Below are 14,248 nucleotides of genomic sequence, written 5' to 3' on the forward strand. Positions count from 1 at the left end.
AAGCTAACCGCCATTATAACACGATTTGCCCATTTCAACCAGTCGGTGGCAGATTCCTCACCACTCCATTTTCTTCAGCAATTTTGCGCCGTTGTTTCTTGCCAAAGCCGTATTTCGCGACATCTAGAATCCAGCATTGAAAGTCGTCAACGTAAGAGAACAACACCGGCACGACTACAAGCGTCAGCAGGGTAGAAGTTGTGAAACCTCCCAGGATTGCAATACCCATCGGTTGGCGGACTTCAGCCCCCGCACCAATTCCCAAGGCAAGGGGAACGATACCGGCGATCGTTGCTAGAGAAGTCATCATAATCGGGCGCAAACGCGACACCCCAGCTTCTAGAAGCGCATAACGTTGGGTTTTGCCTTCTTGTATGTTAATGATTGCATAATCCACCAACAGAATCGAGTTTTTCGTCACAATGCCCATCAACAGGACGATACCAATTAGGGCATATATTCCTAAAGCTTTTTGGGCAACCATCAACGCTACCAGTGCGCCACCCAAACAGAAGGGCAAAGCCGCCATAATTGTCAAGGGATGGAGGAAGTTGTTATACAACAGGACGAGAATGGCATAGATACACATGACCGCCAGCCCGAGTGCGCCACCAAAGCGACCAAAGATGTCAGACATAATCTTGGCATCACCAGAGTTTTGCAGTCTGACTTCAGGCGGTAAGTTTTGCATGGCTGGTAGCTGTTGCACTGCTTTGAGTGCATCTCCCAAGGAAATGCCTTGCAAATTCGCTTCTAGGGAAACTTGACGAGAGCGATCGTAGCGGTTGATGGTTGCAGGACCACTGCCAAAGCGGATATCTGCCACTGCTAGGAGGGGAACCAAGCTGCCATTTTGACTGTTGACTTGGAGATTTTTGATCGTGTTGATATCTTCACGCGCTTTCGGGTCAATTTGCACGCGAATGGGGATTTGGCGATCGCTCAAATTAAACTTCGCCAAATTGGCATCGGTGTCTCCTATCGTTGCGAGAGAGGCGGTACGGGCAATTGATTGTACCGTCACTGCCAAATCTGCCGCTCGTTGCGGATCGGGTACCACCACAATCTCTGGTTTCACCAAACTGGCACTCGAAGACACTTCCACCAATCCAGGTATCGTCCGCATCTGCCTTTCTACTGCTGCAGCCGCTTGATTCAACGCTTCCGGATTTTCACTCCGCAGAAGTATTGTTAAATCTTTAAGACCGCCAACTGCTCCCGCACTTTCAAAACTAATTTTCGCTCCCGCAATTTCCTGGAACTGCGGACGCACTTGCTGCTCAAACTCCTTTTGAGAAATTTTCCGTTCTTTTTTAGGTTTGAGTTTGGCGGTGAGAGTAGCAGCATTTACCTGTTCTGTAGCCAGCACACTGATCACATTCGGGTTTTGCCGCACAAGGTTGGTCACTTGCGACACAACCTTGTTGGTATCTTCTATGGTGGAACCGGGAGGTAATTCTACAGTAATGAAGGAAATTCCAATATCGCCACCATCAACTAATCCCTTAGGGATTAACGGAAGCAGCGTCAAACTGGCAATGAAGAAAGCGATCGCAATACCCAAGGTTGTTAACCTGTGGCTGATTGCCCACTTCAGCAGGGATTTATAGGGTTGAAAGCGCCGCCGCGACGATTTTGGATTTTGGATTTTGGATTTGAAATTGAACAGTTTTCTTGCTGCTTTCTTGCTCCCCTGCTCCCCATGCTTATCCTTAAGCAGATACGCCCCCATCATCGGCGTCACCATCCGCGCTACTAAGGTTGAGAAAATCGTCGAAACGGCAACGGTAAGTCCAAAAGGTTGGAAAAATTGACCCGGAACACCGCCCATAAAGGCAACAGGCATAAACACGGCAATAATTGTTGCCGCACTTGCTATCACTGCTAGACCCACTTCGTCAGACGAGTCAAAAGCAGCTTCCCAAGGTGATTTACCCATTGCCATGTGCCGTTCCATGTTTTCAATTTCCACGACGGCATCATCCACCAAGTTACCCACCGCCAGTGCTAATCCCAACAAAGTCATGTTGTTGAGCGTGTAACCGAGCGCTTGCTGCACCGCAAAGGTGGGAATGATTGACAACGGCAGGGCTACCGCTGTAATTAATGTTGCTCGCCAGTCTCGCAAAAACAGCATGATGACTATCACCGCCAGCAGCGATGCTTGGATCAATTCATCAATAGTGCTTTCGTAAGAGTCCTCCACGAAAGTTGCTCTGGTAAAAATTAATTCCAGTTTTACATCTGGCGGGAGTGTTTTTTGCAGTTGTGCTGCCGCTTCCTTCACTGCTTGTTCCACTGTCACCAAAACGCTGCCAGTGCTACGCAACACCTGGAACGCCACGACAGGTTGGTTGTTTAAGCGTGCAGTTTGTCGCACTTCGCCATAGCTATCCTCTACCGTTCCTAGGCTGGACAAGGGGACGGAACCACCATTTGGCAGAACGATTTCGTAGGTTTTTAGAACATTCACATTAGAGGCGCTACCAAGGGTGCGGATCGTTTGTTCGCTACCGCCAACTTCGGCACGTCCGCCTGGTAAGTTAATGTTAAGCGCACGGATTTGGTCGTTGACCTGGGTGGCGGTGATGCCCAAAGACTGCAAGCGATCGCTCGCAAGGTTTATGCGAATTTCCCGGTCAACTCCACCCACTCGCTTAACTTGTGCTACTCCCCTGACAGCTAACAAAGCGCGACTAATGGTTTGGTCAACCAAGTTACTCAATTCTTCTACCGAACGCTTGTCGGATCTCACCGCGTAGGTCATAATCGGACCCCCGGAAAATTCCACGCGCTTGACTATCGGGTCGTTGATGTCTTGAGGGAGGTTTTGGCGAATTTGCGCCACAGCGTTACGAACGTCGTTGGTGGCGCGATCCGTGTTTGTCCCCAAAACAAAATTTATCGTGGTCGTAGAATAGCCATCGGCAACTGTTGATCGCAGTTCATCGATATTACCCAATCCAGCAACGGCATCTTCAATTTTTTTCGTTACTTGGAATTCGAGTTCCGCAGGACCTGCTCCTGGTTGTGTTACTGTAACCGATACCGTAGGGATATCAATATTTGGGTTGGTATCAATCCCTAAGGAAGTGAAGGAAAACCAACCCACTACCGTCAAAATTAAGAATATAACTATCGTTGGAACAGGTTTTTTTATCGACCAAGCTGAAATATTGAAGGACATGGAACTAGTTATCAGTTATCAGTTATCAAGTATCCGCATTATCAGTTATCAAGTATCCGCATTATCAGTCGATAGTCCAATCAAGCGTTTTTGCCTATTGACCGTTGCCTATTGGCTGTTGACTATTGGCTGTTGACTATTAACGACTCGCACTTTGTCGCCATCTTTGATATATCCAGCACCGTCAACGACCACGCGAGCCTCTTTCAGAGGAGCTCCGCTAACGCCTAGTTTCAAACCATTTTTGATTTCCACCCTGCCACCAACGAGAATTTCTCCTACTTCTACTTTCTGGGCGCGAACTGTGTATTCCCGGCGGGAACCCGCGCTTTGCGGGTCTACATCCGATAACATGAATACAATTGCACTGCCATCTGGTTGAGGCTGCACAGCTTTTTGGGGAACCGCCAAGCTTTTTGTGGTTACGGTGGTAATCGCAGCACGGGCAAACATTCCTGGTTTGAAGAAGTTGGTCTGCGGTAAATCAATTTTTACCGTCGCCTCACGTCTTTGCTGATTCACCACAGGTTCTATTTCTCTGACTCGTCCTTGCAGCTTCACCCGGCTATCAACATCAGAAGTAATTTGGACTCCACTGCCAATTTTCACCTGTGGTAGTTGAACTTGCGGAACGAGGGCTTGCAATTCCAACTTCCCATCTTGAATAATCGAAAACAGCTTTTGTGTTCCACCAACCACAGTTGCTATCTGTGTTTGCGGTGGTACACCGGTCACATCTCCCACTCTTGCTAGTTTCTCCGCCACAACGCCTGAAACTGGGGCGCGAACTATTGTTTGTCCTAACTGAGTTTTCAGTTGTTCCACCTTGGCGGCACTACTTTTGACACTTGCTTCGGCACTACCAATATTCGCTCTTGAAATCTTGACACTTGCTTCGGCACTACCAATATTCGCTCTTGCACTAAGGACATTGGCTTCAGCGCTTTTGATATTTGCCTCGGCAAGGCGCACCCCTTCTGTTGCTGTTGCCAAATTTGTGGTAGCAGTATCCAACAGCCGACGGCTAATCACCCCTTGATCTGCCAGTTCTTGATCGCGCTTGAAATTGATTTCGGCATCTCGTAACTTTGCCTTTGCTTGAGCCAAGTCTGCTAATTTTTGCTGGACGATCGCCTGACTTGATGTCACACCTGCCTGACTTGATGTCACACCTGCCTGCTTTGATGCCAAGTCCGCCTGCTTTGAAGCAACATCTGCCTGCTTTGCTTCCACATCCGCTTTTGCTTGTCTAATTTGGTCTTGCAGTAGGGAATCATCCAGCACTGCCATCACTTGACCTGCTTTGACAACATCTCCTACATTCACGAGAATTTTTTTGATTTGCAAGCCGTTGGCTTGAGGCAAAATTGGAGTTAAATCGCGTGCTGCGACAGTCCCCGTAGTGCTGAGGGTTCGAGCAACACGAGTCGTTTCTGCCGGGGCGACGGTGACTGTCATCGTTGGCGCAACTTTTTGTGCTGCTGATTTATTTTCAGATACTGTTGTATTCCCAGGTGCACGCTGACTCAGTACACGCATTCCCCCTAAGGCGATGACAACTCCCAAGCCAGTACCTACTACCAGTGGTACCAGCCATGAACGTCGCCTTCTATACACTTGTTTTTTCTGCCAATTAGCGTCTTCAAACGCCACTGGTTCTTCCACCTCTAGTTCTGAAAAACTTTCCTCACCCACAGTTGTGCCTCCACTTTCTGCCCAAGCATTAATAAGCAGTTATGCTTAAGAAAGTTTACATTTGATTACTGTATATTAAATATGACGCATTTTGTTGCATTATTCCCAAAATATACCCATGACTATCGTCACCATTTTGTCTAGGTAGGGGAGAAGCTTCGCGCTATGGGGTGATGGGGAGATACGAAAGAAAAGCTTGTTTTTGGCTGAAGCTCTACATCGCTAATGCTTTCAGCCTGTTCATGAGTTACAAACTACGGTTTATCTTATGCTAAAGTCGTAAAGATTTGGGACATCAGGCTTACACATCCTGCTAGCACCTATGTTTACATTATAAAGAGCTACAACGACTTATCTGCATTCGGCTGAATTTCCAACAGTTACCAATTATGCTTTCTTTGAGATAAACCAATAATAAATAATTTAGTATACAACTTTGAGTAACTACTATGTTTAATGCCACCGAAATTTTAATTGATGCGTTTGTCGCTCAAATTCGCGAAGGTTATCGGCGCACCTACGGCTGCTTAAAAAACGATTACCAAGATATTATCGCTTGGGCGGGCAATATGGCTTTGGAAAACATTGCTAATAGTGACGCCCTATATCATAATGTAGAACACTCTATCTTAGTCACGCTGGTTGGACAAGAAATTTTACGCGGCAAACATATCCGTGAAGGAGGTGTTTCCAGTGAAGACTGGTTGCATTTTATGATCTCCTTGGTGTGTCATGATATTGGTTATGTCAAAGGAGTTTGCCGACAAGACCGAGAGGACGAAGGTTTGTATGCCACTGGTAAAGATGCAAAAATGATTCCTCTTCCTCCTGGAGCTTCTGATGCCAGTCTCACACCATATCATGTAGACAGAGCCAAACTGTTCATTGATGAGCGTTTTGGTGGGCATAAATTGATAGATTCACAGGTGATTAAGAGCAATATTGAGTTAACTCGGTTTCCAGTACCAGCCGCAGAAGACCATCAAGATACAAATAATTTTGCGGGCTTAGTGCGTGCTGCTGATTTGATTGGACAATTAAGTGATCCGCGTTACTTAAAGAAGATTACTTCTTTGTTTTACGAATTTGAAGAGACTGGAATGAATCGCGTGTTGGGTTATGAAACCCCTGGCGACTTACGCAAGAATTATGCCAAATTCTACTGGAATGTCGTTTATCCTTATATTAAGGATGCATTGCGCTACATTTCCTTAACACAGCAGGGAAAGCAAATTATTGCTAATCTCTACTCAAATGTATTTGTCGTAGAACACGAAAAACCTCAGGAAGAACCTTTGTATCTCCTTGAAAAACTCCGCGCTTAAAAATTAAGAATTATGAATTATGAATGCCTAGAATTCATAATTCATAATTTATAATTCATAATTTATAATCCATATTTTATAACTCATAACTTATAAGTCCTATGAATTGGTGGCATCGACTCAAGAAAAATCCTTTGGCAAAATTTGGGGCAATTTTACTCTTGGTTTTCTATGTGGCAGTGATTGCAGCGGATTTTGTCGCCCCTTACAACCCTTACGCCTCACAACCAAACGGTTCTCTATTGCCACCAACTCGTGTTTACTGGGTTTCTCAACAAACAGGACAGTTTATTGGTCCTCACATTTATCCAACAACTCAGGGAGACACAGATTTAAAAACGGGCGATCGCCAAATTATTGTAGACTTCAAAAAGCCCTCTCCTCTGAGGCTATTTGTCACTGGACCAGAGTATCGTTTGTTGCAGACGAGTTTACCTCTACCTCCAAAATGGGATGAGGTAGAAATATTTGGTGGTATCCCGTTAAATATACATTTGTTTGGTGCTGCCGGTGACGCAAAGTTTAACCTTTTAGGCACAGATGACCAAGGTCGGGATCAACTGAGTCGCCTGCTGCATGGCGGTCGCATCAGTCTATTTATTGGTATTATCGGAGTTGCCCTCACCTTTCCGTTGGGGATGTTGATTGGAGGAATTTCTGGGTATTTCGGTGGATGGACTGACAGTGTCATTATGCGCCTAGCCGAAGTGCTGATGACTTTTCCCAGTATTTATCTTTTGGTGACCTTAGGCGCAGTCTTACCGCCAGGATTATCGAGTACCCAACGCTTTTTGCTGATAGTCGTGATTACTTCGTTTATCAGTTGGGCAGGATTAGCACGAGTGATTCGCGGACAAGTGCTGTCTCTTAAAGAAAGAGAATATGTCCAAGCGGCAAAAGCAATGGGTGCTAATCCACTTTACATCATCGTGCGTCACGTATTACCGCAAACCGCCACTTATATCATTATCTCCGCTACGCTTGCCGTTCCTAGCTTTATTGCAGCAGAGGCGGTACTCAGTCTCATTGGGTTGGGAATTCAACAACCAGATCCCTCATGGGGTAATATGTTGTCTTTGGCAACGAACGCTTCTATTTTGGTGTTGCAACCTTGGCTAATTTGGCCTCCCGCTGTGTTGATTATTCTTACGGTGTTGGCTTTTAACTTACTGGGTGATGGTTTGAGGGATGCTTTAGATCCGCGTAGTTTGCAAAGGTAACGCTTCCAACCTCTCTCTTAGGTACCCAAATTATTTCTTCTTTTCATTCCCATGCCAAAACTACCGACTGCTAGCGAGCATCCCAATTTTGTAAGAAGATGAAAGAAACAGAAAAAACTTCGCGAGTACTTATAGCGAATAATCTTTCTTCTTTTATTTTTGCAAAATTGGGACGCTCCCGATTTACAAATCGTCACACAGCACTTTTACTAACGCATCCAAACCTGCTTGAGTGGTGAAATAGGTGAGATGGTCGCAAGCGACATCTGGTGATATGATTCTTGGCTGAGGCGTTCGCTCTAGGCTGATACTTTTAATGCTTTCCAGCGTCACTGCAATATCGTTTGGTTGCTGGACAAAGACTTTATCTATAATCCCATCTACAGCAGAGTTAAATAATTTCTGCATCAGTCGCTTTATCTGACTGGAGTTTTTTCCAGGTTCAATTTCTAATGCTGACGGACGAATTGAGCGATCGCCAGCGATTATCGTATATTGAACGTTGGGGTCAGTATTTTGGGTGATGCTTTGAATAAAATCGCCGTCCGGTTTCATCTGATCCAAAGCTTTCTCCTGACTTTCCAAAAACGCCAGCAATGCAGCAATAAGGTTTATCTTGAGATCCGAGCATTGCGCCAGTGGCGGTCTAAGTTATTCTTATGAGCAAAAAAACACAGATAAATTATCTGTCCCCATCTGTGGTTCAAAAATTCATAAATCAGATTTTTACAAGAAGTCTGTTGTTTCTGGAGATTGTATATGTGTAGAGACGCTTTAAACAGCGCGTCTCCACATTCTATAATTGCATCGAATTGAGAACTGCGATAGTTTCTACTAATGGACAGTCCTAATGGGTTGCGTTTCCTCAATATCTGGACTGCGTAAATTCTCCACCAGCGCCTGAATTTCTGCTGGAGGAGGTGGTGTGAGACGAGACACGACAAGGGTGACAATAAAGTTTAGCACCATACCTACAGTGCCAATTCCTTCAGCAGAAACCCCGAAGAACCAAGCTGGCATACCCCCAAACTTAACGCCTACGATGTATGCGATAGTGAAGATTAAACCTGTCACCATACCAGCGATCGCCCCTTCTTTGTTGGTGCGTTTGTCGAAGATACCCAGGATGATAACTGGGAAGAAGCTAGAAGCGGCTAATCCAAAGGCAAAAGCCACGACTTCACCGACAAAACCTGGTGGATTCACCCCAAAGTATCCAGCACCAACGAGGGACAAACCGACCATCAAGCGTCCGACAAACAGCCGTTTTTGTTCTGATGCTCCCGGATCGACGATGCGGTAGTAGACATCGTGGGCTATAGAACTAGAAATGACCAGTAACAGCCCTGATGCTGTAGACAAAGCTGCTGCTAATCCCCCAGCCGCTACCAAAGCAATGACCCAAGGAGCCAGTTTAGCAACTTCTGGAGTGGCAAGCACAATGATGTCTCGGTCAATCGTAATCTCGTTTGTGTCTTTTTTTGGAGTTAACTGTAAACGCCCATCACCGTTTTTATCTTCAAAACTCAGCAGCTTAGTGCGTTCCCACTTGTTTGCCCAGTCTAACTGCTGCACTTCCGCAATTGTATGATTGTGCAGGGAATTAATCAGGTTGTAGCGGGCAAACATAGAGAGGGCGGGAGCCGTAGTATACAAAATGGCAATGAATAACAGTGCCCAACCAGCAGAAAACCGAGCTGAACGCACGTCTGGAACTGTATAAAACCGTACAATAACATGGGGTAGCCCGGCTGTTCCCACCATCAAGGCAATGGTGACAAATAGCACGTCCAGCATGGGCTTGTTGACAAATGGTTGAGTATACTCTGCAAACCCAAGGTCAACCTGAATTTGATTAAGCTTGTCGGCAATATCACTAAAGGTAAATGCAAACTGGGGAATTGGGTTGCCTGTAAGTAATACAGCAATTGCAATAGCTGGAATGAGGTAAGCAATAATTAAGATGCCGTACTGTGCAACCTGTGTCCAAGTGATGCCTTTCATGCCACCCAGCACAGCAAAAAAGCCCACAATGACCATGCCAATGATGACACCTGTATTGATGTCTACCTGTAGGAAGCGGCTAAAAACAATACCAACTCCTCGCATTTGTCCAGCAACATAGGTGAGGGAGACAAAAATGGCTGCCACGACTGCCACCAGACGGGCAACGTTGGAGTAGTATCTGTCTCCCACAAAATCGGGTACTGTATACTTACCAAACTTGCGGAGGTAAGGAGCCAGTAACAGTGCCAGCAGCACATACCCTCCCGTCCAACCCATTAAATAGATAGAGCCATCGTACCCCATAAAACTAATCAGCCCCGCCATGGAAATAAACGAGGCTGCAGACATCCAATCAGCGGCAGTGGCGGCACCATTTGCAATGGACGGAACCCCCTGATCCGCTACAAAAAAGCCTTTACTATCGTTAACCCGCGACTGCCAACCAATGTAGAGGTAGAGCAGGAAGGAAAGCCCAACTATTAAAATCGTCCAAATTTCAACTGACACGGCTTTTGCTTACCCTTTAATATTGTGCTTGCGGTCTAACTTATCCATTTGAAAGGCGTAGATGAAAATCAACGCCACAAAAACCAGGATTGAGCCCTGCTGTGCCATCCAAAAGCCAAACGGTACGCCAAAAAAACGTATTGTATTCAATGGTTGCACCAGCAAAATACTGAAAACGAGCGACACTAGCGCCCAAACTATTAAAAGGTTGCGAATCAAAGCAGTGTTTGCACGCCAATAAGACCGACTCTTTTCGCGATTCATTTTTTAGGTAAAAGCATGAAAAATGTAACAAGAATACTACCAGAAGTAGAGGTTAGGGTCTAGAAAAGTTCAAAATTCAAAATTATTTTTTTGAATTCATGATTTTGTATCTTGAATTGTCAAAGCCTCATACCAATTCTCTATGAACCTGCATATTATTTTTCCCCTCCTAACCTCCCGAAAGCATCGGGGAGGTGCCGCAGGCGGTGGGGTTCTTTCGGGAGCACCTTCATGTGGAAACGGTATCACACCCTATACCCAGGCTCATAAGCCAGCTTTATATAAAAAAAATTATGGCTAATAAAAGCAAAACTCATTAAAAAAGCGTTAAGATAGTTTTCATTTTTTTAATATTTTGTTACATTTATTAACGTAAAGTTGAAAAATCAAACAGGCTCATGTATTACACAAAAGACAACAGAGGCCAACAACTATGTACTGATCACCAGATAGATAGGCTGATTCACATTAATGCAGACAGCATTCTGGCAAGATGATTGCAGGAAGTAGCGCGTGCCAATGCGTGAATTTTGTAGACCCCGAGCGGGTTGTCGCAGGGTATTTTAAATTTTGAATTGTTTACTATGGTTCTCCAGTCAAATCCAGGTTATGAAGTTTCAATTTTTGCAGTCTGTATCATGGATGCTAATGAATTGATAAGACACTACGGGGTGGGTAACAGGGATTTTGTGCAAGTGAGCTTGCGCCAAGCGCATTTGAGCGAAATCTGTTTAGCTGGAATTAACCTAAGTCGGTCGGATTTAACTGGGGCGACTCTATCAGCGGCGAATTTACGACTCTCAAATCTGAGTGAAGCGATTTTGGCAGAAGCAAACTTATGGAGAGCCGACTTAAGCGAAGCCTTCATGGTTTGGGCAAATTTGAGCAAAGCAAATTTGATCAGAGCAAGTCTTTTTAAAGCCGACTTGCACAACGCTACTTTGGCTAAGGCAGACTTACGGTTAGCTGATTTACGCTACGCTGATCTGAGCAACACAAATCTAGAAGGTGCGGACTTGCGCTATGCTGACCTTAGCGGTGCTAAGTTGGCAGGAGCCAACCTAAGCAAAGCAAACCTGACGGGTACAAAACTCACAAAGGCAGACTTGTATAAAGTAAACTTCACTAAAGCTATCTTGTCAAGAACCGACCTGTGTCATGCCGACCTCAGCAGCATCAATTTGGATGGTGTTGATCTAGGTGAAGCAAACTTAATCGCTACGAACTTACGTGAATAACCCTCAATTAAGGTGAACTCGCAGTACCCTAGACAGTGGTATCATTCATCCATTAATGAATTTACAAGGTATGATTTTTTGAGGAGCAAACCCTAAGAGCGACTCCTCTGTTTTGACTGGAAATTGGCAACAAAAGGGAACTCCATAGTTTACTAGTGATGAAAACTTTAAATTCCCTATTGCACGATGTCCTCCAGGTTTCACCACATTTACGTTGTCAAGTTTATTTCAAAGCTTCCTTGACAGCGCTATCTCACGCAATGGAAGACTTGGTACTGGTAGGGACAGATAAGCCGCTAGTCATCGCCAATTTTCAGCAGGAGCGTTTTTATCGTCAGGAGAGCCGTCGCTATCAGCGAATTGCCCAACGGACAGATCAGGTATATATTTTAGCTGCACCAGAATCGAATTTTGCCGCAATTTCAGACCCTTATGTTACAGTTCCTTTTGACCCCAACGACACTCTAGCGCAAGAGTGGCATCTGATTATTATTGGACAACAGTATAGCGCTTGCATAGTCTGCCAAGAATATGCTTCCCCAGTAGACGCAGCATCGTTAGACCAAGCAAGACAGTTTAAAGGAATTTGGACATTTGAGCGTGAAGTGAGTACTTATGCAGCCCGACTTTTACTAGAGCGGATTGTAGGTGAACGACCGGAACTGGCTGATAAAGTAGAAATAGCGCGGCAACGTTATGGTCTAACTCAGATAAGCTCGAATCAAATAACAGCTGAGCGCGTACTGGAAATTGATGCCAGATTGTTTACTGACCGTTTGGTGACGTATTTGCAATCCAATCAATACAAGCAGCTCAAAGCCTACCGTACCATTACTAAAAAGGAGCGTCAAGAACGCCTCATTAATACGATTAGTACCGCTATCCGCCACTCTCTCAACCCAGAAGAGATTTTCCAAATTACGGTGAGGGAACTGGGTGAGGTTTTTAGTCCTTGCCGGTGTCTGCTTTACCGCTATAATGCAATTGACCAACCAGCGCCTATTGAGTATGAAGCAGTAACTGATGGTGTACCTTCTTTAAAGGGAGAAATTTGGTCTTTAGCAAAGCATGAGCTGTTTCAAGTGGCTTTGGCTGAGGATAGAGCTGTTGCCATTGCTGACACGACACAAGATTTGGGTATTCGGGGGTATCCTAAGTTAAGCGCTCAACTTCAGCGCTTTATGATTCGGTCTTGCCTTGTGGTTCCTATTCGCTATCAAGAAAGCTGGTTGGGAATTTTGGAACTGCATCACTGTGGGGTTGAACCATTAGTTTGGAGTGATTCGGACAAAGCATTAGTAGAAGCGATCGCCACCCAAGTCGGAGTTGCCTTGATACAAGCTCAAGCATACAACAACCTGGAAACTCTTAACCATCAACTGGCAGCTTTAGAGCGTACCCAAAGTAACCTGATTGCCATTGTAGGGCATGAATTGCGGACTCCGTTGTCTACAATTCAAGTGTGCTTGGAAAGTTTAGCCACCGAACCAGATATGCCGCTAGAATTCCAGGAGTCAATGCTGCAAACTGCTCTGGCTGATTCACAGCGTATGCGTCAGCTGATTCAAGATTTTCTCACTCTTTCTCGTTTAGAGGGTGGTTGGGTGAACTGGCAACTTGAACCTATCTCATTCCAGGCAAGTTTAGATCTCGTTCTCAGTAGCTTCAAAAAAAATCAATCACCCAAAAGTTTACCCCAGATTATTTTAGAGTTGCCATCTGACTTACCTTTGGTTCTAGCCGATGGGGAAGGACTCATAGAAGTCCTAATGAAACTTTTGGACAACGCCTGCAAGTTCACCAATCCTGAGGGAACAGTGACAATTCGTGCCCAAGTTCTGGGTTCCGGATTTATTGGAGTTGCGAATTCTCAAGATCAGCAAAATCATACTCATATGTTAGAAGTGGTGATTGCAGATACAGGTCGAGGAATAGAGCCAAGTCAGCTAGAAGCTATCTTTGAACTCTTCTATCAAGAAGAAGGATTCTTGCAACGTACCATTGGTGGTACTGGATTGGGTTTAGCAATTTGTCGTCAAATTATTCAAAAATTAGGGGGAAAGATTTGGGCTGTCTCTGGTGGCAAAAATCAGGGTAGTGAGTTTCACTTTACGCTGCCCATCGCACCTCGACCCGCTTAGATCATCCGCAAGATTCATTACACTGGTTTCATGCTGACAACGTATTCAAGCATACATCTAAATGTAACATTCACATCCTTCTTGCGATAGAAGTGTGGGTAAAACAAAAGCAGTTAACTTCTTGATGGGTGTTAAGCTGGTCTCAGAGGATTTCTGGTCGTTCCCAAAACAGTCCCCTTATTGACTGAGCCGGGAATCCTTTTGGGATTTCTTTTGTTTTTATCTTATTCTCTAATTTAAATCTCAAATTTACAGCTATTTTCAGGTAAATAGACCATATTTGCCGTAGGGGCACAGCAATGCTGTGCCCTTACAGTGTGGTTCAAATACGTGAAAACTGCTGTAAATAAAGTATTTGCTAGCCTTGATTGCAAACCAAAAGCCCCCCAGACATGTCTTGGAGGGCTTTATGGTTGTAAAAATAGTCCTGGCACCGAGCTATTGTCACAGGCAGCTACCGCCAACTATCGTCGCCACAGCAGCGTTTCACAACTGAGTTCGGGATGGGGTCAGAGTGGTTCCACCGCGCCATAGGCACCAGGAAACTTGTAGGGGGAAGGGGAAAGGGGAAGGGGGAAAGGGAATATTAGCTCTTATTAACCTTTACCCTTTAACCTTTAGCCATCTTCACAAAACCCTGAAGGCTGCACAGTCACGCGAATTG

General features: G+C 45.1%; 9 protein-coding genes and 1 rRNA gene. 4 read left to right on the forward strand and 6 right to left on the reverse strand.

Features of this window, described 5'->3' with window-relative positions; genetic code table 11:
• Positions 1 to 34: 34 nt before the first annotated feature.
• Positions 35 to 3,187, reverse strand: coding sequence for an efflux RND transporter permease subunit (locus tag V5G28_RS24570; protein WP_332994657.1), 3,153 nt, complete (start codon positions 3,185 to 3,187; stop codon positions 35 to 37).
• 108 nt (positions 3,188 to 3,295) lie between these two features.
• Positions 3,296 to 4,882 (reverse strand): efflux RND transporter periplasmic adaptor subunit, encoded by a 1,587-nt coding sequence (locus V5G28_RS24575; RefSeq protein ID WP_332994660.1) that lies wholly within the window; start codon positions 4,880 to 4,882, stop codon positions 3,296 to 3,298.
• A gap of 449 nt (positions 4,883 to 5,331) precedes the next feature.
• On the opposite strand from V5G28_RS24575, the gene V5G28_RS24580 reads away from it, so the two are divergent.
• Both V5G28_RS24580 and V5G28_RS24585 read left to right on the forward strand, forming a co-directional pair.
• Positions 5,332 to 6,207: an Npun_R2479 family HD domain-containing metalloprotein gene (locus tag V5G28_RS24580; RefSeq protein ID WP_096562996.1), complete on the forward strand. Its 876-nt coding sequence runs from the start codon at positions 5,332 to 5,334 to the stop codon at positions 6,205 to 6,207.
• A 101-nt stretch (positions 6,208 to 6,308) separates the two neighbouring features.
• A complete protein-coding gene (locus V5G28_RS24585) occupies positions 6,309 to 7,427 on the forward strand; it encodes an ABC transporter permease (protein ID WP_332994666.1) in 1,119 nt (372 codons plus the stop codon).
• A gap of 183 nt (positions 7,428 to 7,610) precedes the next feature.
• Here V5G28_RS24585 and V5G28_RS24590 read toward each other — a convergent pair whose 3' ends face one another.
• The 3 genes from V5G28_RS24590 to V5G28_RS24600 form a co-directional block, all read right to left on the reverse strand.
• Entirely contained in the window at positions 7,611 to 7,991 is a 381-nt protein-coding gene (locus V5G28_RS24590) for a hypothetical protein (protein WP_336231322.1), read from the reverse strand.
• Positions 7,992 to 8,261: 270 nt separating this feature from the next.
• A complete protein-coding gene (locus V5G28_RS24595; protein WP_332994671.1) occupies positions 8,262 to 9,941 on the reverse strand; it encodes a sodium:solute symporter family protein in 1,680 nt (559 codons plus the stop codon).
• Between the two features lie 9 nt (positions 9,942 to 9,950).
• A complete protein-coding gene (locus tag V5G28_RS24600; RefSeq protein WP_096562993.1) occupies positions 9,951 to 10,205 on the reverse strand; it encodes a DUF4212 domain-containing protein in 255 nt (84 codons plus the stop codon).
• A 638-nt stretch (positions 10,206 to 10,843) separates the two neighbouring features.
• Between V5G28_RS24600 and V5G28_RS24605 the strand changes: the two genes are divergently transcribed.
• On the forward strand, positions 10,844 to 11,443 hold the full coding sequence (locus tag V5G28_RS24605) for a pentapeptide repeat-containing protein (RefSeq protein ID WP_332994677.1): 600 nt from the start codon (positions 10,844 to 10,846) through the stop codon (positions 11,441 to 11,443).
• Positions 11,444 to 11,601: 158 nt separating this feature from the next.
• Entirely contained in the window at positions 11,602 to 13,584 is a 1,983-nt protein-coding gene (locus tag V5G28_RS24610) for a DICT sensory domain-containing protein (protein WP_332994675.1), read from the forward strand.
• A gap of 425 nt (positions 13,585 to 14,009) precedes the next feature.
• On the opposite strand, the gene rrf is transcribed toward V5G28_RS24610, so the two are convergent.
• Positions 14,010 to 14,126, reverse strand: a 5S ribosomal RNA gene (rrf, locus tag V5G28_RS24615).
• Positions 14,127 to 14,248: the final 122 nt, after the last annotated feature.

It is taken from the genome of Scytonema sp. PRP1 (assembly GCF_036697665.2).
GTDB classification, from domain to species: domain Bacteria; phylum Cyanobacteriota; class Cyanobacteriia; order Cyanobacteriales; family Nostocaceae; genus Kalymmatonema; species Kalymmatonema gypsitolerans.